At 71.2% G+C, this 21584-nt stretch carries 15 protein-coding genes; 10 read left to right on the top strand and 5 right to left on the bottom strand.

Annotated features, from left to right (window positions below):
- The first annotated feature begins 203 nt into the window (after positions 1–203).
- The 6 genes from mtrA (at position 204) to IF02_RS0127080 (ending at position 7496) form a co-directional block, all read left to right on the top strand.
- Positions 204–893, top strand: coding sequence for a two-component system response regulator MtrA (gene mtrA / locus IF02_RS0127105; RefSeq protein WP_189973359.1), 690 nt, complete (start codon positions 204–206; stop codon positions 891–893).
- A gap of 70 nt (positions 894–963) precedes the next feature.
- Positions 964–2928 (top strand): MtrAB system histidine kinase MtrB, encoded by a 1965-nt coding sequence (gene mtrB, locus IF02_RS0127100; RefSeq protein WP_199809288.1) that lies wholly within the window; start codon positions 964–966, stop codon positions 2926–2928.
- Positions 2918–4774, top strand: a complete 1857-nt coding sequence (locus tag IF02_RS0127095; protein ID WP_324603789.1) for an LpqB family beta-propeller domain-containing protein — start codon at positions 2918–2920, stop codon at positions 4772–4774. The genes mtrB and IF02_RS0127095 overlap by 11 nt, the downstream gene beginning before the upstream one ends.
- Positions 4775–4872: 98 nt before the next feature.
- Complete coding sequence (locus IF02_RS0127090) at positions 4873–5637, top strand: ComF family protein (protein WP_030161393.1); 765 nt, start codon at positions 4873–4875, stop codon at positions 5635–5637.
- A 262-nt stretch (positions 5638–5899) separates the two neighbouring features.
- A complete protein-coding gene (gene hpf, locus IF02_RS0127085; RefSeq protein ID WP_030161391.1) occupies positions 5900–6595 on the top strand; it encodes a ribosome hibernation-promoting factor, HPF/YfiA family in 696 nt (231 codons plus the stop codon).
- 199 nt (positions 6596–6794) lie between these two features.
- The gene (locus IF02_RS0127080) at positions 6795–7496 is read left to right on the top strand and encodes a response regulator (RefSeq protein WP_030161389.1); all 702 of its coding nucleotides are present in this window, start codon (positions 6795–6797) and stop codon (positions 7494–7496) included.
- A gap of 42 nt (positions 7497–7538) precedes the next feature.
- Here the strand turns inward: IF02_RS0127080 and IF02_RS0127075 are convergent, their stop codons facing one another.
- Both IF02_RS0127075 and IF02_RS0127070 read right to left on the bottom strand, forming a co-directional pair.
- On the bottom strand, positions 7539–8708 hold the full coding sequence (locus tag IF02_RS0127075) for a winged helix-turn-helix domain-containing protein (protein WP_030161387.1): 1170 nt from the start codon (positions 8706–8708) through the stop codon (positions 7539–7541).
- 9 nt (positions 8709–8717) lie between these two features.
- Positions 8718–9299: a GNAT family N-acetyltransferase gene (locus IF02_RS0127070; RefSeq protein WP_030161386.1), complete on the bottom strand. Its 582-nt coding sequence runs from the start codon at positions 9297–9299 to the stop codon at positions 8718–8720.
- A 241-nt stretch (positions 9300–9540) separates the two neighbouring features.
- Between IF02_RS0127070 and secA the strand changes: the two genes are divergently transcribed.
- Positions 9541–12330, top strand: coding sequence for a preprotein translocase subunit SecA (gene secA / locus IF02_RS0127065; RefSeq protein ID WP_030161383.1), 2790 nt, complete (start codon positions 9541–9543; stop codon positions 12328–12330).
- Between the two features lie 71 nt (positions 12331–12401).
- On the opposite strand, the gene IF02_RS0127060 is transcribed toward secA, so the two are convergent.
- A complete protein-coding gene (locus IF02_RS0127060) occupies positions 12402–12791 on the bottom strand; it encodes an Rv3235 family protein (protein WP_030161381.1) in 390 nt (129 codons plus the stop codon).
- A 358-nt stretch (positions 12792–13149) separates the two neighbouring features.
- Between IF02_RS0127060 and IF02_RS0127055 the strand changes: the two genes are divergently transcribed.
- The 3 genes from IF02_RS0127055 (at position 13150) to IF02_RS0127045 (ending at position 19687) form a co-directional block, all read left to right on the top strand.
- Entirely contained in the window at positions 13150–13650 is a 501-nt protein-coding gene (locus IF02_RS0127055; RefSeq protein WP_030161379.1) for a DUF6912 family protein, read from the top strand.
- A gap of 68 nt (positions 13651–13718) precedes the next feature.
- Positions 13719–14366, top strand: coding sequence for an HAD family hydrolase (locus IF02_RS0127050; RefSeq protein WP_030161377.1), 648 nt, complete (start codon positions 13719–13721; stop codon positions 14364–14366).
- 353 nt (positions 14367–14719) lie between these two features.
- Entirely contained in the window at positions 14720–19687 is a 4968-nt protein-coding gene (locus IF02_RS0127045; protein ID WP_030161375.1) for an NAD-glutamate dehydrogenase, read from the top strand.
- A gap of 85 nt (positions 19688–19772) precedes the next feature.
- Here the strand turns inward: IF02_RS0127045 and IF02_RS0127040 are convergent, their stop codons facing one another.
- Positions 19773–20597, bottom strand: coding sequence for an ABC transporter ATP-binding protein (locus IF02_RS0127040; protein ID WP_051696592.1), 825 nt, complete (start codon positions 20595–20597; stop codon positions 19773–19775).
- The gene (locus IF02_RS0127035; protein ID WP_051696591.1) at positions 20590–21498 is read right to left on the bottom strand and encodes an ABC transporter permease; all 909 of its coding nucleotides are present in this window, start codon (positions 21496–21498) and stop codon (positions 20590–20592) included. The genes IF02_RS0127040 and IF02_RS0127035 overlap by 8 nt, the downstream gene beginning before the upstream one ends.
- Positions 21499–21584: the final 86 nt, after the last annotated feature.

Here is a 21584-nt window from a genome sequence, read left to right as displayed (position 1 = left end):
GGGCGCTGGTCGGCTGCCATCGTGCCACGTGGGAACGTTGAGCGGACCGGCCGTCCCCCCGGATCTCAGGCGGCCCGCGCCTTCAATTGTCGCCCGGATCCGGGGCAGACTGGTCGCCCTGATCTCCACGCAGGTCCGAAGGGCGATTTCCAGCCCTTTTGGCTGTGGGACAGCTCACCGCCAGGTAACGATTAGCTAATGGGATGATGTCAAGCATGAAGGGACGAGTCCTTGTCGTCGACGACGACACCGCGCTGGCCGAGATGCTCGGCATTGTGCTGCGTGGAGAAGGTTTTGAGCCGTCGTTCGTAGCGGACGGCGACAAGGCACTGGCTGCCTTCCGCGAGGCGAAGCCGGATCTCGTGCTGCTCGACCTCATGCTTCCCGGACGGGACGGCATAGAGGTCTGCAGGCTGATCCGGGCCGAATCAGGCGTGCCGATCGTCATGCTCACCGCGAAGAGCGACACGGTGGACGTCGTCGTGGGCCTGGAGTCCGGGGCCGACGACTACATCGTCAAGCCGTTCAAGCCGAAGGAGCTGGTGGCCCGCATCCGGGCCCGCCTGCGCCGGTCGGAGGAGCCCGCGCCCGAGCAGCTGGCCATCGGTGACCTGGTCATCGACGTGGCCGGGCACTCGGTCAAGCGCGACGGCGCCTCGATCGCCCTGACCCCGCTCGAGTTCGACCTGCTGGTCGCCCTCGCGCGCAAGCCCTGGCAGGTGTTCACCCGTGAGGTGCTGCTGGAGCAGGTCTGGGGCTACCGGCACGCGGCGGACACCCGCCTGGTCAACGTGCATGTGCAGCGGCTGCGCTCCAAGGTCGAGAAGGACCCGGAGCGCCCCGAGATCGTCGTGACGGTGCGCGGTGTCGGCTACAAGGCCGGACCGAGCTGACGTGCCGCCCGGCAAGCCCCACAGCGGCTCCCGCCGAGGAGTCCTGCGGGGAGGCCGGCAGCTCCGTCAGATGGCCGACGGAGCGCCGGGCGGCCCTGTGCTGCGGTTGTTCGTACGCCTCGTACGACGGCCGCTGCTTCCGGCTGTCCGGCTGTGGCGGCGCAACATCCAGCTGCGCGTGGTCGCCGCGACGCTGCTGATGTCGCTGGCCGTGGTCCTCGCGCTCGGGTTCGTGGTGATCGCCCAGGTCAGCAAGGGGCTCCTCGACGCCAAGGAGGAGGCCGCGCAGAGCCAGGCCGCGGGCGGGTTCGCCGTCGCGCAGGAGAAGGCCAACACGCCCTCGGCGGTGGACGGGCCCGACGCCACCGACAACAAGGTCGGCCGGGACGCCAGTACCTGGATGAACTCGCTGGTCAAGCAGCTCGCCAGTGGCGGCCAGACCGCCTTCGAGGTGGTCGCCCTCGGCGCCGGCCCCGATACGGGCGGGCAGCCCGGCGGGCAGCCGAGCGGGCCGTTCGTCTCGGGCGTCAAGGGCGCCCGGGCCTCCGGGAACGTGGACCCGACGGCGAGCGTTCCCGCGGCACTGCGCCGCGACGTCAACCACGCGACCGGGACCTTCAAGACGTTCTCGCAGATCCGGTACACCGCCGGCTCCGGGGACAAGGCGCCCGAGCCCGCGCTGGTCGTGGGCAAGCGGCTCACCGACATCAACGGGGACCCGTACGACCTGTACTACCTCTTCCCGCTCACGCAGGAGGAGGAGTCCCTCAACCTCATCAAGGTCACCATCGCCACCGCGGGCGTGTTCGTGGTCGTGCTGCTCGGCGCGATCGCCTGGCTCGTCGTACGGCAGGTCGTGACGCCCGTGCGGATGGCCGCCGGGATCGCCGAGCGGCTCTCGGCCGGGCGGCTCCAGGAGCGGATGAAGGTCACCGGTGAGGACGACATCGCCCGTCTGGGCGAGGCCTTCAACAAGATGGCGCAGAACCTCCAGCTCAAGATCCAGCAGCTGGAGGACCTGTCGCGGATGCAGCGCCGGTTCGTCTCCGACGTCTCGCACGAGCTGCGGACGCCGCTGACGACCGTACGGATGGCAGCCGACGTCATCCACGACGCCCGGGTCGACTTCGACCCGATCACCGCCCGCTCCGCCGAGCTGCTCGCCGGGCAGCTCGACCGCTTCGAGTCGCTGCTGGCGGACCTGCTGGAGATCAGCCGGTTCGACGCGGGCGCCGCGGCCCTGGAGGCGGAGCCGATCGACCTGCGGGACGTCGTACGCCGGGTCATCGACGGCGCCGAGCCGCTCGCCGAGCACAAGGGCACCCGGATCCGGGTGCTGGGCGACACCCAGCCCGTCATAGCCGAGGCCGACTCCCGGCGCGTGGAGCGGGTGCTGCGCAACCTCGTCGTCAACGCCGTGGAGCACGGCGAGGGCCGCGATGTGGTGGTCCGGCTCGCTTCGGCGGGCGGGGCCGTCGCGGTGGCCGTACGGGACTACGGGGTCGGGCTCAAGCCCGGCGAGGCCACCCGCGTCTTCAACCGCTTCTGGCGGGCCGATCCGGCGCGGGCGCGTACGACGGGCGGTACGGGCCTGGGCCTGTCCATCGCCGTCGAGGACGCGCGGCTGCACGGCGGCTGGCTCCAGGCGTGGGGCGAGCCGGGCGGGGGCTCGCAGTTCCGGCTGACCCTGCCGCGGACCGCCGACGAGCCGCTGCGCGGGTCCCCGATCCCGCTGGAGCCGGAGGACTCCCGGTCCAACCGGGCCAGGGCCGCTGCCGAGGCGGCGGGCGCGCAGGCGTCCCCGAAGGCGCAGCAGGGCCCGGGCCGGGGCGACCGGTCGCCGATACCGCCGCGCTCGGCGGTCGCCGGTGCGCTGCCGGTGCCCGCGGACCCGACGGCCCTGCCGGGCAACGGGGCCCGCGTCGTGGCCCGCCCGGCCGATCCCGACCAGGCGGCGGCGGAGCGCGCTGCCGACACCGATGCCGACGCCGAGCAGGCGGCAGCAGCACAGGAGGATGGCGCAGGTGGACGCTGAGCCCGCACGGGTGGCGCGCAGGGACGGCCGCCGCCGGTGGCGGACGGTGCGGGCGTACGCCTTCGGCGCGGCCGGGCTGCTGCTGGCGGGCTGCGCCTCCATGCCCGACCACGGCGAGATCCGCGAGGTGAAGGCCTCGCAGGGCGTCGACTCGCAGGTGCGGGTGTTCGGGGTGCCGCCGGCCGACAAGGCCGGTCCGGCCGACATCGTCGACGGCTTCCTGGAGGCCATGACCAGCGACGATCCGCAGCTGCAGACCGCCCGCAAGTACCTCACCGAGGAGGCGGCGAAGAACTGGAAGCCCGGTTCCGCCGTCACCGTGCTCTCCGCGGGCATCGACCGGTTCTCCGTGGGCAACGAGAAGGACGCCCCGGGGCCCCGCTGGAAGATGACCGGCAAGCAGCTCGCGACGGTGGACGAGCGCAGCGCGTACCAGCCGGAGCCCTCGGGGCGGCGCTACGAGGAGTACCTCCAACTGGTCCAGGAGAACAAGCAGTGGCGGATCGCGACGCCGCCGAGCGGCCTCGTGCTCAGCGAGTCCGACTTCCAGCGCATCTACATGCCGGTCAACAAGTACTACTTCGCGGGCGGCAGCCTCGTTGCCGACCCCGTGTACGTGCGCCAGCGCAGCGATCCCGACTCCCGGATGGACCCCACCACGCAGACCGTGCAGTCGCTGCTGGCCGGTCCGTCCAAGTGGCTGGGGCCCGTGGTCACTTCGAGCTTCCCGACCGGCACCGGACTGCGGGAGGGCACCAAGTCCCTCACGTACGACGGGCAGAACGTGCTGAAGGTGCCGCTCAACGACAAGGTCGACAACGTCGCGCAGCCGCAGTGCGAGAAGATGGCCGCGCAACTCATGTACACCGTGCAGGATCTGACGTCTTCTCGGATGGCGCGGGTCGAGCTGCTGCGCTCGGACCGGTCCTCGCTGTGCTCGGTGACCGACGTGGCCGCGGCGACGATCGCCCACCGGCCGCCGAGCCCCGAGTACCAGTACTACGTCGACAGCGAGAGCCGGTTCGTCCGGATGAAGCTCGACGTCACCAGTGAGGACCAGCAGTACCGCCCCGAGCAGGTGCCGGGGCCGCTGTCCCCCACCGCCGGGAACCCCGGGTTCAAGGTCGGCTCCGCGGCCGTCTCGTACGACGAGAAGCGCGCGGCGGTGGTGTCCGAGGACGGGCACGGGCTGTACCTGGTGAACCTGACGACGGCCGGACCCATGCCGCAGCCGGTGCTGACGGGCAAGGGCGCCAAGCCGAACGGGCTGGGCACGCCGAGCTGGGACGCGGCGGGCGATCTGTGGATCGCGGACCAGGATCCGCAGAATCCGGCGCTGTACCGGGTGCCGGGCGGGACCGGGGTCCCGCAGAAGATCGATGTGTCCGGGCTCGGCGGCGGGCGGATCACCGGGCTGAAGGCCTCGCCGGACGGGGTGCGGATCGCGCTGCTGGTGCAGTCGGGGAACAGCAAGAACCTGTACATCGGGCGGATCGAGCGGCCCGAGGGCAAGGCCGACGCGGCGGTGGTGTCGGTGCGCGAGCTGCGTCCGGCGGCCCCGCAGATGGCGAGCGTGACGGCGCTGAGCTGGGCGCCGCGCGGGCGGCTGCTGGTGGTGGGCCGGGAGAACGGCGGGGTCGTGCAGGCCCGGTACATGCTGGCCGACGGGTCGATGGTCGCGGCGAGCCTGCCCGGGGCGACGGGGCTGGACGCGGTCGCGGCGACGGAGGACGAGAAGAAGCCGGTGGTCGCGCACTCGGACGAGGACGGGATCGTGTGGCTGCCGCCGGGGGCGCAGTGGCGCACGGTGGCGCCGGGCGGCCGGGCTCCGGTCTACCCGGGCTGACCTGCCCTTTCGCGGTCTTTTCGCTGGCCCTTTCGCGGCCGGCCGCACGTTGTCCACAGGGGTGGCGGCGTGAGCGGCCGGCCCGGCACAGTGGGCTGATGCGGGGGTGGTGGCGGGAGCTCGCCGGGCTGGTCCTGCCGGCCGACTGCGGCGGCTGCGGGGCTGCCCGGGTGGTGCTGTGCGCCGGCTGCGCGCAGGCGCTGAGCGGGGCCGCGGCAGGCCGTGTGCGGCCGTCTCCGCGGCCCGCGGGGCTGCCCGCGGTGTATGCGGCCGCCGCGTACGAGGGCGCCGTACGGGAGGTCGTACTGGCGCACAAGGAGCGCGGGGCGCTGCCGCTGGCCGGGCCGCTCGGCGCCGCCCTGGCGGCGGCCGTCGAAAGGGCCGTCGAGGGGGTCGCCGGCGTGGGTGGGGCCGCCGTGGCGGCGGGGGAGGAGCTGGTCCTCGTACCCGTGCCCTCGGCGCGGCGGCAGGTGCGGGCGCGCGGGCACGATCCGGTGCGCAGGACCGCCCTGGCGGCCGCGGCGCGGCTGCGGCGGGGAGGTGTCCGCGCGCGGGTGGCGTCCGTGCTGCGCCATGTCCGCCCGGTGGCCGACCAGGCGGGCCTGGGGGCCTTGGAGCGGCGGGAGAACCTCACGGGGGCGCTGAGGGTGTGCCGCGGGGGCGGGGTGCGGTTTCCGGCCGCGGCGCGGATCGTGCTGGTGGACGACTTGATCACCACCGGGGCCACGCTCGCGGAGGCGGCCCGGGCGCTGCGGGCGGCGTCGATCGGACCGGCGGCGGGGGCGGCCGTCGTCGCCGCACCGACAGGATCCTTCGTAAGAAATCGGTCGACAACCCGTACAGAGCAACGGTCTTGTGAATAGATTTGGAACTCTCGGGGAAGGCGCATCGTTGCAGGTAGTAAGAGAGAACAGCCACCTGAACGGAGGTACGGTCCGGTAGCGGGTGCCGACAACCGGCATGGAGGGATATGTTCGGTTGTAAGGAACTGGCGAGTCCTGGCCACACGCACCGGATCAGGAGGTGAATGTCGCCAAGTCCGTGGCTCCGGTGTTCACCGGGGCCTGGTGCGAAAGGGAGACGCTTCGCCCCATGAGGCGGAGCTATCCGGGAACGGAGTTCTGCGTGGACATCGTCGTCAAGGGCCGCAAGACCGAGGTGCCCGAGCGGTTCCGCAAGCACGTGGCCGAGAAGCTGAATCCCGAGCGGATCCAGAAGCTCGACGCCAAGGTGATCAGCTTGGACGTCGAGGTGTCCAAGGAGCACAACCCGCGCCAGGCCGACCGTTCCGACCGCGTGGAGATCACTCTGCGTTCGCGGGGCCCCGTGGTCCGTGCCGAAGCCGCCGCCACCGACCCGTACGCGGCGCTCGACCTGGCACAGGAGAAGCTGGAGGCGCAGCTGCGCAAGCAGCACGACAAGCGCTACACGCGCCGTGGCAACGGCCGGCTCTCGGCGGCCGAGGTCGCCGACGCGGTTCCCGGCGCGGCCCGGCTCAACGGCAGCGGCCAGCCGGTCACGGAGGAGCCGGGGGACGCGATCCCGACCACCCGGATCGGATCGCTGGAAGTACAGGGCGAAGGCCCGCTCATCGTCCGCGAGAAGACGCACTCCGCGGCACCCATGCCGCTCGACCAGGCGCTGTACGAGATGGAACTGGTCGGTCACGACTTCTACCTGTTCGTCGACTCCGACACCAAGATGCCGAGCGTCGTCTACCGGCGCCACGGCTATGACTACGGCGTGATCCACCTCAACTCCGACGAGGCCTCCAGCTCGGGCGAGCCCGGTGCCGGCGCGGGCGGGGCGCTCGGCGGCTGACGCCGCGTCCTGATTTTCGGTGAAGTGCCCCCGGGGATGCCGCGGCGTCTCCGGGGGCCTCTGTATGACTCGTATACGCCAGGTGGCCGTCGCAGGCTCCCCGCCGGGTGGCGTGGGCATGGAATCATGGCGGGCAGTCAACCGGCGGGAGTTCCCGTCCGGTTGACCCGGCAGCTCGGTACATGCAGGGGGAGGAACGATGGCGGACAGCTTCGGGCCGGTGCGCGGTGATGACGGCGGCGAGCCGATCCGGGTGCTCGTCGTCGACGACCACGCCCTGTTCCGGCGCGGGCTGGAGATCGTCCTCGCGCAGGAGGAGGACATCCAGGTCGTCGGCGAGGCGGGGGACGGCGCGGAGGCGGTGGACAAGGCGGCGGACCTGCTGCCGGACATCGTGCTCATGGACGTGCGGATGCCCCGGCGCGGCGGGATCGAGGCGTGCACCTCGATCAAGGAGGTGGCCCCCTCCGCGAAGATCATCATGTTGACGATCAGCGACGAGGAGGCGGACCTCTACGACGCGATCAAGGCGGGCGCCACCGGGTACCTCCTGAAGGAGATCTCGACCGACGAGGTGGCGACGGCGATCCGCGCGGTGGCCGACGGGCAGTCGCAGATCAGCCCGTCGATGGCGTCGAAACTCCTGACCGAGTTCAAGTCGATGATCCAGCGGACGGACGAGCGGCGGCTGGTGCCGGCGCCGAGGCTGACGGACCGCGAGCTGGAAGTGCTCAAGCTGGTGGCGACCGGCATGAACAACCGCGACATCGCGAAGGAGTTGTTCATCTCCGAGAACACCGTGAAGAACCACGTCCGCAACATCCTGGAGAAGCTCCAGCTGCATTCCAGGATGGAGGCCGTGGTCTACGCGATGCGGGAGAAGATCCTCGAAATCCGCTGAGGCCGGCCGACCTCAGCGGAGGTCGGCTTCCGGTTGCGGACCTCAGAGGGCGGCCAGTTCCGCCGTGACCGCGGCCGCCTCCTCGGGGGAGCCCGCGCGCTCGACGCGGACGGAGTCGCAGCCGACCCACTGCGCCGCCTCGCGCAGCGCCTCGGCCATCGGGCGGGCCGCCTTGGGGGTGGTCAGGGACAGCTGCCGGGCCACCAGCGTGCCGCCCTCGCGGGCCGGGTCGACCCGGCCCTGGAGCCGGCCGCCCGCCAGCAGCGGCATCGCGAAGTACCCGTGGATCCGCTTGGGCTTGGGGACGTACGCCTCCAGCCGGTGCGTGAAGCCGAAGATCCGCTCCGTGCGCGGCCGGTCCCAGACGAGGGAGTCGAACGGGGAGAGCAGGGTGGTGCGGTGGCGGCCGCGAGGGGTCGTCGCCAGTGCGGCGGGGTCCGCCCAGCCGGGCTTGGACCAGCCCTCGACCTCGACGGGGACCAGCCCCGAGTCCGCGATCACCGAGTCGACCTGCTCGCCCTTGAGGCGGTGGTAGTCCGCGATGTCGGCGCGGGTGCCGACGCCCAGGCTCTGCCCGGCCAGCGCCACCAGGCGGCGCAGGCACTCGCGGTCGTCCAGGTCGTCGTGGAGCAGCGCGTCCGGGACCGCCCGCTCGGGCAGGTCGTAGACCCGCTTCCAGCCGCGGCGCTCGGTGACGACCACGTCACCGGCGTCCAGCAGCCACTCCACCGCGATCTTGGTCTCGGACCAGTCCCACCACGGGCCGCCGTTCTTCGCCCCGCCCAGCTCGGTCGAGGTCAGCGGGCCCTCGGCCCGCAGCCGGTCCAGGACCAGCCGGCAGGAGGCCTCCTTGTCCTTCATCTTGTGCCAGCGGTAGCCGTGCGCACGCTTGATCCGGCGCCGGAACGCGAAGTGCGGCCACTCCTCGATCGGCAGGATGCAGGCCGCGTGCGACCAGTACTCGAAGGCGTGCCGGTCCGACCAGTACGCCGACTCCACCGCCGGCCGGCCCACCGCGCCCAGGCGCGCGTACGGGATCAGCTCGTGAGAGCGGGCGAGCACGGAGATCGTGTCCAGCTGGACGGCGCCCAGGTGGCGCAGGACGCCCCGCACCCCGCCCCGGCGGTCGGGCGCCCCGAGGAAGCCCTGCGCGCGCAGGGCGATCCGGCGCGCGTCGTCGGCGGACAGGGATGCGGAGGCTGCGAGGGTCATGGGCCGAGCCTAGGACCTGCCACTGACAGCGGGCAGGTACGGCAGTGAGGGGGTCAGGCCGAGGTCCGCGGGGAGCAGGGCGCCGACCCACGAGTCCCGGGCGGTGCCGCCGCGGAGCACCGCGGCCCGCAGTATGCCCTCGAAGCGGAAGCCGGTCTTCTCCGCGACGGCCCGGGAGCCCGCGTTGCCGACCTCCGCGCGCCATTCCAGCCGTACGGCGCCCACCTCGGTGAAGGCCCAGCGGGAGACGGCGGCGACGGCCTCGGCCATGTAGCCGCGGCCCCGGTGCTCCTTCGCCGCCCAGTAGCCGATCTCGTACGAGCCCTGTCCGCGCACGTGCACGCCGACGGCCGCGACCAGCGGGCCGTCCGCCCCGAGGCGGACGGCGAAGCTGTACGCCGTGTCCTCGCGCCAGCCGGCGGGGACGGTCTCCAGGACGAAGCCTCGCGCGTGCTCGCGCGAGTAGGGGGAGGGGACCATCGTCCAGCGCTGGATCTCCGGGTCCTGCACCGCGGTGTACACCTCCTCCTCGTCGGCCGGGACGAAGGGGCGCAAATGCAGTCGGGCCGTGTTCAGTGTCGTGGGCTCCATGTACGGATTCTGCGCGGCCGGGGCGGGTCGGGCGAGCAGTTTTCGGGCAAGACGTGTCGGGGACACCGGCACCTTCCAGGTACCTCGTACGTTCTCAATCAGGGCGCCCGTGCCCTGCGGGATACGGCGGGCCTCCCGGCGCGGCCGCGTCCTCGCTTACGATGGCCGTTGCGGTGGGGCCCACCCTCCGTGCCCGTGTACGAACCAGTGCCAGGCCCGACCGGCAAGGAGACAAACCTCGGTGTCCGTCTTCAACAAGCTCATGCGTGCAGGCGAAGGCAAGATCCTGCGCAAACTGCACCGCATCGCGGACCAGGTCAACTCCATCGAAGAGGACTTCGTCAACCTCTCCGACGCCGAGTTGCGGGCGCTCACGGACGAGTACAAGCAGCGCTACCAGGACGGCGAGAGCCTGGACGACCTGCTGCCCGAGGCGTTCGCGACCGTCCGCGAGGCCGCCAAGCGCGTCCTCGGCCAGCGGCACTACGACGTCCAGATCATGGGCGGTGCCGCGCTGCACCTCGGCTACGTCGCCGAGATGAAGACCGGTGAGGGCAAGACCCTCGTCGGCACGCTCCCCGCGTACCTGAACGCGCTGTCCGGCAAGGGCGTCCACCTGATCACGGTGAACGACTACCTGGCCGAGCGCGACTCCGAGATGATGGGCCGGGTGCACAAGTTCCTCGGTCTCGAGGTCGGCTGCATCCTGGCGAACATGTCCCCGGCCCAGCGCCGGGAGCAGTACGGCAGCGACATCACGTACGGCACGAACAACGAGTTCGGCTTCGACTACCTGCGCGACAACATGGCGTGGTCGCAGGACGAGCTCGTCCAGCGCGGCCACAACTTCGCCGTGGTCGACGAGGTCGACTCGATCCTGGTCGACGAGGCCCGTACCCCGCTGATCATCTCCGGCCCGGCCGACCAGGCCACGAAGTGGTACGCCGACTTCGCGAAGCTGGTCACCCGCCTGAAGAAGGGCGAGCCCGGCGAGCCCCTCAAGGGCATCGAGGAGACCGGCGACTACGAGGTCGACGAGAAGAAGCGCACCGTCGCCATCCACGAGGCCGGTGTCGCCAAGGTCGAGGACTGGCTCGGCATCGAGAACCTCTACGAGTCGGTGAACACCCCGCTCGTCGGCTACCTGAACAACGCCATCAAGGCGAAGGAACTGTTCAAGAAGGACAAGGACTACGTCGTCATCGACGGCGAAGTCATGATCGTCGACGAGCACACCGGCCGCATCCTCGCCGGCCGCCGCTACAACGAGGGCATGCACCAGGCGATCGAGGCGAAGGAAGGGGTGGACATCAAGGACGAGAACCAGACCCTCGCCACGATCACCCTCCAGAACTTCTTCCGCCTCTACTCCAAGCTGTCGGGCATGACCGGTACGGCCATGACCGAGGCCGCCGAGTTCCACCAGATCTACAAGCTGGGCGTCGTCCCGATCCCGACCAACCGCGACATGGTCCGCAAGGACCAGCCGGACCTGATCTACCGGACCGAGGTCGCGAAGTTCGCCGCCGTCGTCGACGACATCGCGGAGAAGCACGAGAAGGGCCAGCCGATCCTCGTCGGCACCACCTCGGTCGAGAAGTCCGAGTACCTCTCGCAGCAGCTCTCCAAGCGGGGCATCCCGCACGAGGTGCTCAACGCGAAGCAGCACGAGCGCGAGGCCTCGATCGTCGCCCAGGCCGGCCGCCGCGGCGCCGTCACGGTCGCCACGAACATGGCCGGCCGCGGTACCGACATCAAGCTCGGCGGCAACCCGGACGACCTCGCCGAGGCCGAGCTGCGCCAGCAGGGTCTGGACCCGGAAGAGCACATCGAGCAGTGGGCGCACGCGCTGCCCTCCGCGCTGGAGCGCGCCGAGGCGGCCGTGAAGGCCGAGTTCGAAGAGGTCAAGTCGCTCGGCGGGCTGTACGTGCTGGGCACCGAGCGGCACGAGTCGCGCCGTATCGACAACCAGCTGCGCGGCCGCTCCGGCCGTCAGGGCGACCCGGGCGAGTCCCGGTTCTACCTGTCGCTGGGCGACGACCTGATGCGCCTGTTCAAGGCGCAGATGGTGGAGCGCGTCATGTCGATGGCGAACGTGCCGGACGACGTGCCGATCGAGAACAAGATGGTGACGCGCGCGATCGCGTCGGCCCAGTCGCAGGTCGAGACCCAGAACTTCGAGACGCGCAAGAACGTCCTGAAGTACGACGAGGTCCTCAACAGCCAGCGCGAGGTCATCTACGGCGAGCGCCGCCGCGTCCTGGAGGGCGAGGACCTGCACGAGCAGGTGCGCTTCTTCATGGACGACACGATCGACGCGTACATCGCGGCCGAGACGGTCGAGGGCTTCGCGGAGGAGTGGGATCTGGACCGGCTGTGGGGCGCCTTCAAGCAGCTCTACCCGATCAAGGTCACGGTCGCCGAGCTGGAGGACGCGGCGGGCGACCGCGCGGGCATCACCGCCGAGTTCATCGCGGAGTCCGTCAAGGACGACATCCACGAGCAGTACGAGGAGCGCGAGAAGGCGCTGGGCTCCGACATCATGCGCGAGCTGGAGCGGCGCGTGGTCCTGTCGGTCCTGGACCGCAAGTGGCGCGAGCACCTGTACGAGATGGACTACCTGCAGGAGGGCATCGGCCTGCGGGCGATGGCCCAGAAGGACCCGCTGGTCGAGTACCAGCGCGAGGGCTTCGACATGTTCAACGCCATGATGGAGGGCATCAAGGAGGAGTCCGTCGGCTACCTGTTCAACCTGGAGGTCCAGGTCGAGCAGCAGGTCGAGGAGGTTCCGGTGCAGGACGCGGCGCCTTCGCTGACCAAGGAGCCGGCGGGGGCTCGTCCGGAGATCCGGGCCAAGGGCCTGGACGCCCCGCAGCGGCCGGACCGGCTGCACTTCTCGGCCCCGACGGTGGACGGGGAGGGCGGGGTCGTCGAGGGCGACTTCGACGCCGATGAGGCGGGCGACGGCATGACGCGTGCCGAGCGCCGCAAGGCCCAGAAGGCCGCGGGCGGCCGCCGCCGCAAGAAGTGACCCCTGCCCGTACGGGCACCCTCGCCGGGCCGGACACCACGCATGGTGTCCGGCCCGGCGCGTTTCCGCCCTCACGCGAGAGGGCTCATTTCGATGGCCGCGCAGCGCCAGCGGAGGTCGGGGCCCTGTTCCAGGCGGAAGGCCATCGCCGTGACGCGGTCGCCCGTCGTGATGCGGGCGAAGGCCTCGATCACGCCCGGGCCGGGGTGGAAGCGGCCGCACCGGCGCAGGACCGGGCGGAGCCGGTCGCGCAGCGGGGCGGCGGGGGCCAGGGTGACCAGCTGCTCGTACGCCGGGCCGACCGTGTGGCCCAGCAGCGAGTGGACGGGGCGCTGGCCGCTGACCACCGCCAGCAGCCGCTCGGCGAACCAGTCGTGCGGGCCGCGCGGGGTGCGGGCGGGGTGGGGGCGGCGCTGGTCGTGGCGGCCGGGGGGCCGGGTGGTGTTCCTGGTCCTGGTCATGGCGGTCGTCCCCGAGAAGTCCGGGCCCGGAGCGGTACCGGGCGGTAACTTGGTAGGGGACTTCTACGGTCCGCGACCACCCTGCGCAACGGCGCCCGCGGGGCCCGGGCGGGCCGGGCCGGTTCACCTATCCGGGTGGGTGCCGTGCGGCCCGGGGCCGGTCCCGGCGCCGGGCCGGGCGTGCGGTGGACGCAGTCCCGCCGAAGCCCGGCACCCCGAAGGGGGACCCCGCCCGTCACCCGCCGGAGTCCGGTCGCCCTCCGGAGCCGGGAAGGGGCCGGTGGCGCGGGGAGGGCGCCGCGACGGGCGGGGTCGGTCGTATCCTGAGGGCGTTTCCGACTACCGAAAGCAGCCGGCCATGCGCGTGTACGTCCCCCTGACCCTCCCCGGGCTCGCCGAGGCGCACAAGGCGGGTGAGCTGGGCCCCGCCCCGCTGCGGGCGTACGCCGTCACGCCCGGGCTGCGGGAGTGGTACGTGTCGGACGACCTGGAGGAGCTGGAGTACGCCGCCCTCGGCCGGGCCGCCGCCGCCTCCCTGCGGATGCTCGCCGCGGACGCGGACGCCCCGCGCAAGCGCGTCGTCGTCGCCGTCGACGTGGACGACAAGGCCGCCTCGTCGACCCCCGGGGTCGACGAGGCCACGCTGGGCCAGGTGACCCTCGCCGCGGCCGTACGGCTCTCCGTGGCCGCCGCCGTGCACGTGGACGCCGATGACGCCCTGGGCGACGTGACGGCCGCCGCCGGGGCCCTGGAGGCCGCCGACGCCGGGGACGACGACGCGCAGTTCACCGTGGACGGCGCCGAGGACCACGAGCTGCTGTGGTTCGGCGTCCAGGAGATCCCGGGGCTGCTGAAGTGAGCACCCCGAGCACTCCAAGCACTTCAAGCGCTCCGGGCGCTCCGGCCACCCCCGTCGCCCCGCCCCACATAGTCTGGGACTGGAACGGCACGCTCCTGCACGACATCGACGCCGTCATCGCCGCCACCAACGCCTCCTTCGCCGAGTTCGGCTTCGAGCCGATCACGCTGGAGCGCTACCGCGAGCTGTACGTCGTACCGGTGCCGAAGTTCTACGAGCGGCTGATGGGCCGGCTGCCCACCGACGCCGAGTGGGAGGTCATGGACGATACCTTCCACCGCCACTACTGGGCCGCGGCCGACGCCGCCGGGCTCACCGACGGGGCCCGCGAGCTGCTGCGCGACTGGCAGGCGGACGGGCGCACGCAGTCCCTGCTCTCCCTCGCGCCCCACGAGAAGCTCGTACCCCTCGTGCAGGCACACGGCATCGACCGCCACTTCCTGCGCGTCGACGGCCGGATCGGGCCCTCGCACACCAGCAAGGCAGGACATCTCGTACGCCATATGGCCGCCCTGGAGCAGGCGGGCGTGACCGCCGCCCGTACGGTCCTCGTGGGGGACGCCGTGGACGATGCCCTGGCAGCCCGGCACATCGGCGCCCAGGCCGTCCTCTACACGGGTGGCTCGCACAGCCGGCGCAGTCTGGAATCGGCAGGGGTCGAGGTCGTCGACACGCTGGCAGAGGCCGTATCCGCTGCTCGCCGTCTGGCTGAATAAGTACGCCCAAAATATGCCCCCGTCACTGCGCACATCGTCAAAGTTCGAGACCTGCTTTTGTACAGATCCAGCGCGTGACGGACAGGGGGTCCGGCGAGATAGCCTGGTACCCGTGATCAGCGCGATAGTCATCGGAGGCGCCGCAGCCTCCGGCCTGCGCCCGGCGCACGACCGTGCCCGGGCCTTCGCTGATCCCTGCCACCGGGAGCCTCAGCCGATCATGGCCAGTTCCCTCCCGGTCGGCTCTCACCACGGCACAGCGCCGATCCCCAGCGGTCACCCCGCGTCGCGGCGCAACGCCATTCCTTCCTTCACCTACGTCACGCAATGGCGCGCGACAGGAGCCAGAGGACATGCAGACCAAGCTGGACGAAGCAAAGGCCGAGCTGCTCGCGCGGGCGGCCCGGGTAGCTGAGCACAGCCCGGCCGGGGGGCTACTTCCGACTGGGTCCGAGCAGGGGGAGCGTCCCGACCGGGACACCACTCTCTCCTACCTCCAGCGCTACTACCTGCACACCGCCCCAGAGGACCTCCTGGACCGGGACCCGGTCGACGTGTTCGGGGCGGCTCTCTCCCACTACCGGCTCGCCGAGACCCGGCCGCAGGGCACCGCGAACGTGCGCGTGCACACCCCGACGGTCGAGGAGAACGGGTGGACCTCCAGCCACTCGGTCGTCGAGGTCGTCACCGACGACATGCCGTTCCTCGTGGACTCCGTGACGAACGAGCTGTCCCGGCAGAGCCGCGGCATCCACGTCGTGATCCACCCGCAGGTCGTCGTCCGCCGTGACGTCACCGGCAAGCTGATCGAGATCCTCGGTCCCGACTGCGACGCGCACGGCCCCAAGACCGCGCGCCCCCACGACTCCCTCGTCGAGTCCTGGATCCACGTCGAGATCGACCGCGAGACCGACCGCGCCGACCTCAAGCAGATCACCGACGACCTGCGCCGCGTCCTGTCCGACGTCCGCGAGTCCGTCGAGGACTGGGAGAAGATGCGCGACGCCGCGCTGCGCATCGCCGACGAGCTCCCGAACGAGCCGACCGCAGGCGACCTGCGCGAGTACGAGCTCGAAGAGGCCCGCGAACTGCTGCGCTGGCTCGCCGACGACCACTTCACCTTCCTCGGCTTCCGCGAGTACAACCTCGTCGACGGCGACGCCCTGTCCGCCGTGCCCGGCACCGGCCTCGGCATCCTGCGCTCCGACCCGCACCACAGCGGCCAGGAGGACGACCACCCCGTCTCGCCGTCCTTCAACCGGCTGCCGGCCGACGCCCGCGCCAAGGCCCGCGAGCACCGCCTGCTGGTGCTGACCAAGGCCAACAGCCGCGCCACCGTGCACCGCCCCTCGTACCTCGACTACGTCGGCGTCAAGAAGTTCGACGCCGAGGGCAACGTCGTCGGCGAGCGCCGCTTCCTCGGCCTGTTCTCCTCCGCCGCGTACACCGAGTCGGTCCGCCGCGTCCCGGTCATCCGCCGCAAGGTCGCCGAGGTCCTCGACGGCGCCGGCTTCTCGCCGAACAGCCACGACGGCCGCGACCTGCTCCAGATCCTGGAGACCTACCCGCGCGACGAGCTGTTCCAGACCCCGGTCGACAAGCTCCGCGAGATCGCCACCTCCGTCCTGTACCTCCAGGAGCGCCGCCGGCTGCGGCTGTACCTGCGCCAGGACGAGTACGGGCGCTACTACTCGGCGCTCGTCTACCTGCCGCGCGACCGCTACACCACCGGCGTGCGGCTGCGCCTGATCGCGATCCTCCAGGAGGAGCTCGACGGCAGCAGCGTCGACTTCACCGCCTGGAACACCGAGTCGATCCTGGCCCGCATCCACTTCGTCATCCGCGTCCCGCAGGGCAAGGAGCTGCCCGTCCTGACGGACGCCGACGTCGAGCGCATCGAGGCCCGCCTCGTCGAGGCCGCCCGCTCCTGGGCCGACGGCTTCGCCGACGCCCTGGTCGCCGAGGTGGGCGAGGAGCGCGCCGCCGAGCTGCTGCGCAAGTACGGCACCTCCTTCCCCGAGGGCTACAAGGCCGATCACAAGCCGCGCGCGGCCGTGGCCGACCTCTGCCACCTGGAGCGGCTCTCCGCCAGCGACCGGGAGTTCGCGCTCTCGCTGTACGAGCCGGTCGGCGCGGGCCCCGGCGAGCGCCGGTTCAAGATCTACCGCACGGGTGAGCAGGTCTCGCTGTCCGCCGTCCTGCCCGTGCTCCAGCGCCTGGGCGTCGAGGTCACCGACGAGCGCCCGTACGAGCTGCGCTGCAGCGACCGCACCAACGCGTGGATCTACGACTTCGGCCTGCGGATGCCGCTGCCCGCCGGCAACGGCGACGCCTACCTCGGGGACGACGCCCGCGAGCGCTTCCAGGACGCCTTCGCCGCGGTCTGGCAGGGCGACGCCGAGAACGACAACTTCAACACCCTGGTGCTGTCCGCCGGGCTCACCTGGCGCCAGGCCGTGGTGCTGCGCGCGTACGCGAAGTACCTGCGCCAGGCCGGCGTGAACTTCAGCCAGGACTACATGGAGGACACCCTCCGCAACAACGTCCACACCACCCGGCTGCTGGTCTCGCTCTTCGAGGCGCGGATGTCGCCCGGCCGCCAGTCGGCCGGCACCGAGCTCATCGACGCCATGCTGGAGGAGCTGGCCGGGGCCCTGGACCAGGTCGCCTCGCTCGACGAGGACCGGATCCTGCGGTCCTTCCTCACCCTCATCAACGCGACGCTGCGCACCAACTTCTTCCAGCTCGACGAAGCGGGCGAGCAGCACTCCTACGTGTCGATGAAGTTCGACCCACAGGCCATCCCGGAGCTCCCGGCGCCGCGCCCGGCGTACGAGATCTGGGTGTACTCCCCGCGCGTCGAGGGCGTCCACCTGCGCTTCGGCAAGGTCGCCCGAGGCGGCCTGCGCTGGTCCGACCGCCGCGAGGACTTCCGTACGGAGATCCTCGGCCTGGTCAAGGCGCAGATGGTCAAGAACACCGTCATCGTGCCGGTCGGCGCCAAGGGCGGCTTCGTCGCCAAGAACCTGCCGGACCCGTCGGTGGACCGCGACGCCTGGCTCGCCGAGGGCATCGCCTCGTACAAGATCTTCATCTCGGCGCTGCTCGACATCACCGACAACATGGTCGGCGGCGAGGTCGTGCCGCCGAACGGCGTGGTCCGCCACGACGAGGACGACACCTACCTCGTCGTCGCCGCCGACAAGGGCACCGCGACCTTCTCCGACATCGCCAACGGCGTCGCCGAGGCGTACGGCTTCTGGCTGGGCGACGCGTTCGCCTCGGGCGGCTCGGCCGGCTACGACCACAAGGGCATGGGCATCACCGCCCGCGGCGCCTGGGAGTCCGTCAAGCGGCACTTCCGCGAGCTGGGCCACGACACGCAGACCGAGGACTTCACGGTCGTCGGCGTCGGCGACATGTCCGGCGACGTGTTCGGCAACGGCATGCTGCTCTCCGAGCACATCCGCCTGGTCGCCGCCTTCGACCACCGGCACATCTTCATCGACCCGACCCCGGACGCGGCGACCTCGTACGCCGAGCGCCGGCGCCTGTTCGAGCTGCCGCGCTCCTCGTGGGCCGACTACGACGCGGACCTGCTCTCCGCGGGCGGCGGCATCCACCCGCGCTCGGCGAAGGCCATCCCGGTCAACGCGCAGATGCGCGCGGCCCTCGGCATCGAGCCGGGCGTCACCAAGATGACCCCCGCCGAGCTGATGCAGACCATCCTCCAGGCCCCCGTGGACCTGGTGTGGAACGGCGGCATCGGCACGTACGTCAAGGCCACGTCCGAGACGCACACCGACGTCGGCGACAAGGCCAACGACGCCATCCGCGTCAACGGCGCGGACGTCCGGGCCAAGGTCATCGGCGAGGGCGGCAACCTGGGCCTGACCCAGCTCGGCCGGATCGAGTTCGCCCGGATCGGCGCCGGCGGCGAAGGCGGCAAGGTCAACACCGACGCCATCGACAACAGCGCGGGCGTGGACACCTCCGACCACGAGGTGAACATCAAGATCCTGCTGAACGCGGTCGTCGCGGACGGGGACATGACCGTCAAGCAGCGCAACAAGCTGCTGGCGGAGATGACCGACGAGGTCGGCCACCTGGTGCTGCGCAACAACTACGCGCAGAACGTGGCCCTCGCCAACGGCATCGCCCAGGCCCCCAGCCTGCTCCACGCCCAGCAGCGCTTCATGCGCCGCCTGGAGTCGGCCGGACGGCTGGACCGGAACATCGAGTTCCTGCCCACCGACCGGCAGATCCGCGAGCTGCTGGGCGCCGGCAAGGGCCTGACCCAGCCGGAGCTGGCCGTCCTGTTCGCCTACACCAAGATCACGGTGGCGGACGAGCTCATCGCCACCGAGCTGCCGGACGACCCGTACCTGCGCCGCCTGCTGCACGCGTACTTCCCGGGCGCCCTGCGCGCGAAGTTCCCGGAGCAGATCGACGCGCACGCGCTGCGCCGCGAGATCATCACGACGCTGCTGGTCAACGACACGGTCAACACGGGTGGTTCGACCTTCCTGCACCGCCTGCGCGAGGAGAGCGGAGCCTCCACGGAGGAGATCGTCCGGGCGCAGCTCGCGGCCCGCGAGATCTTCGGCCTGGCCGAGGTGTGGGACGCGGTCGAGTCGCTGGACAACAAGGTCGCGGCCGACGTCCAGACCCGGGTGCGGCTGCACTCGCGGCGCCTGGTCGAGCGCGGTACCCGCTGGCTGCTCAACAACCGGCCGCAGCCGCTCCAGATCACCGAGACCATCGAGCTGTTCTCCGACCGGGTGAGCGAGGTCTGGGCCGAGCTGCCCAAGCTGGTGCGCGGCGCGGACCTGGAGTGGTACCAGTCGATCATGGACGAGCTGATCGGCGAGGGCGTTCCGGAGGAGCTGGCGGCCAAGGTCGCCGGGTTCTCCTCGGCCTTCCCGACGCTGGACATCGTCGCGATCTCGGACCGCACCGGCGTCGACCCGCTGGGCGTCGCCGAGGTGTACTACGACCTCGCCGACCGCCTGAACATCACCCAGCTGATGGACCGGATCATCGAGCTGCCGCGGGCCGACCGCTGGCAGTCGATGGCCCGCGCCTCCATCCGCGAGGACCTGTTCGCGGCGCACGCGGCGCTGACCGCCGACGTGCTGGCGGTGGGCAACGGCGACTCGACTCCCGAGGACCGCTTCAAGGCGTGGGAGGACAAGAACGCGGCGATCATCAGCCGGGCCCGGACGACCCTGGACGAGATCCGGGGTTCGGACGACTTCGACCTGGCGAACCTGTCGGTCGCGATGCGGACGATGCGTTCGCTGCTGAGGGCGCACGCGTAGTCCCTGCGGGACGGCGACGGGTGAAGGGCGGCCCGGGCTTTTGCCCGGGCCGCCCTTCCGCGTCCGTGGTGGTCGTTCCGCCGGCTCAGCGGCCCGACGTGAACCTCTCGTACGCGTCGCAGACCTCGGAGGCGGGGCCGTCCATGCGCAGCACGCCGGACTCCAGCCAGATCGCCCGGTCGCAGGTCTCGCGGACCGTGCCGATGCTGTGGCTGACGAGGAAGACGGTGCCGGCCTGCTCGCGGAGCTCCTCGATGCGGGCCTGGCTGCGGCGCTGGAAGGCCGCGTCTCCGGTGGCGAGGGCCTCGTCGATCATGAGTACGTCGTGGTCCTTGGCGGCGGCGATGGAGAAGCGCAGCCGGGCCCCCATGCCGGAGGAGTACGTCCGCATGGGCAGGGAGATGAAGTCGCCCTTCTCGTTGATGCCGGAGAAGTCGACGATGCCCTGGTAGCGGTCGCGGATCTGCTGCTTGGACATGCCCATCGCGAGGCCGCCGAGGACCACGTTGCGCTCGCCGGTCAGGTCGTTCATCAGGGCCGCGTTCACGCCGAGGAGCGAGGGCTGGCCGTGGGAGTAGATCCGGCCGCGAGCCACGGGCTGGAGGCCGGCGATCGCGGCGAGCAGGGTGGACTTGCCGGAGCCGTTGGAGCCGATCAGGCCGATGGCCTCGCCCTTGTACGCGATGAAGGTGACGCCCTTGACGGCGTGCACCTCGCGGATGCCGGGGGCGGGCTTGCGGGAGAAGATCCGGCTGAGGGCGGCGGTGGCGCTGCCCTTGCGGCTGCCGGCGCCGTGCACCTTGTAGACGACGTGGACCTCGTCGGCGATGACGGTGGGGACGCGGGTGTCGCGGGGGTCGGGGACCGCCGCGGCCGGTGTGGTTGCGGTTGCGGTTGCGGTGTCAGCCACGGCCGTACTCCTCCTCAGCCTTCCAGAAGTAGATGAATCCGCCGACGCCGGCGAGCAGGGCCCAGCCGACGGCGATCGCCCACACGTGGTGCGGGAGTGCGTGCGGGTCGAAGCTGTCGATCAGCGCGTAGCGCATCAGGTCGATGTAGACGGCCGCGGGGTTGGTCTTGAGGACGACGGTGACCCAGTGCGCGAGGTGGTCCTTCTTGAGCATCGAGTCGATGGACCACATGACCCCGGACGAGTACATCCACGTGCGCAGGATGAACGGCATCAGCTGGCTGACGTCCGGGCTCTTGCTGCCGATGCGGGCCATGACCATGGCGACGCCGGCGCAGAAGACGGCCATCAGGGCCAGGGCGGGCGCGGCCGCCAGCCACTTGAGGGTCGGCGTCTGGCCGCAGGCGAGCAGCAGGAGGACGAGCGCGCCCATGGTGACCATCAGCTGCTGGAACAGCTGGACGACCGTGGACAGGGGCAGGCTGGCGCGCGGGAAGTGCAGGGCGCGGACCAGCCCGAGGTTGCCGTGGACGGCGCGGGTGGAGGCGTTGATGGAGCTGCCGATGAAGTCCCAGACGAAGACGCCGGTGATCAGGAACGGGATGTAGTCCGGCACGTCGTGGCTGGCGTTCAGGACGATGCCGAAGATGAAGTAGTAGACGGCGGCGTTGAGCAGCGGGGTCACCAGATGCCAGACCTGGCCCAGCTTGGCCGTGCTGTACGTGGCGTGCATCCGGGCGGTGGCGTACGCGGTCACGAAGTGGCGCCGGCCCCAGAGCTGGCGCACGTAGCTCGGGAGCGAGGGGCGGGCGCCGCTGACGGTCAGGCCGTGGGCTGCCGCCAGGTCGGCGAGGGAGGCCGAAGCCGTCGCCGGTTCGGCGGGGTGGGTGGTCACTGTCACGGGGGTCGCTTTCGACGGGGGCGTGGCGTCGGCTGGCGATGGGACGGGTCCGTATCGTCGCTACGGCGAGATTAGGGGCCGGTGCG

The organism is Streptomyces sp. NRRL S-244, from assembly GCF_000717915.1.
In the GTDB taxonomy this organism is placed as follows: domain Bacteria; phylum Actinomycetota; class Actinomycetes; order Streptomycetales; family Streptomycetaceae; genus Streptomyces.
The sequence above is the reverse complement of the archived record's forward strand: the minus strand, read 5'-3'. Positions and strand labels throughout refer to the sequence as shown.

Coding starts and splice junctions, on each gene's coding strand:
- mtrB (WP_199809288.1), top strand. CDS start 964: ATGGCCGACGGAGCGCCGGGCGGCCCTGTGCTGCGGTTGTTCGTACGC.
- IF02_RS0127055 (WP_030161379.1), top strand. CDS start 13,150: ATGCGCGTGTACGTCCCCCTGACCCTCCCCGGGCTCGCCGAGGCGCAC.
- IF02_RS0127090 (WP_030161393.1), top strand. CDS start 4,873: ATGCGGGGGTGGTGGCGGGAGCTCGCCGGGCTGGTCCTGCCGGCCGAC.
- mtrA (WP_189973359.1), top strand. CDS start 204: ATGATGTCAAGCATGAAGGGACGAGTCCTTGTCGTCGACGACGACACC.
- IF02_RS0127080 (WP_030161389.1), top strand. CDS start 6,795: ATGGCGGACAGCTTCGGGCCGGTGCGCGGTGATGACGGCGGCGAGCCG.
- IF02_RS0127075 (WP_030161387.1), bottom strand. CDS start 8,708: ATGACCCTCGCAGCCTCCGCATCCCTGTCCGCCGACGACGCGCGCCGG.
- IF02_RS0127060 (WP_030161381.1), bottom strand. CDS start 12,791: ATGACCAGGACCAGGAACACCACCCGGCCCCCCGGCCGCCACGACCAG.
- IF02_RS0127070 (WP_030161386.1), bottom strand. CDS start 9,299: ATGGAGCCCACGACACTGAACACGGCCCGACTGCATTTGCGCCCCTTC.
- IF02_RS0127045 (WP_030161375.1), top strand. CDS start 14,720: ATGCAGACCAAGCTGGACGAAGCAAAGGCCGAGCTGCTCGCGCGGGCG.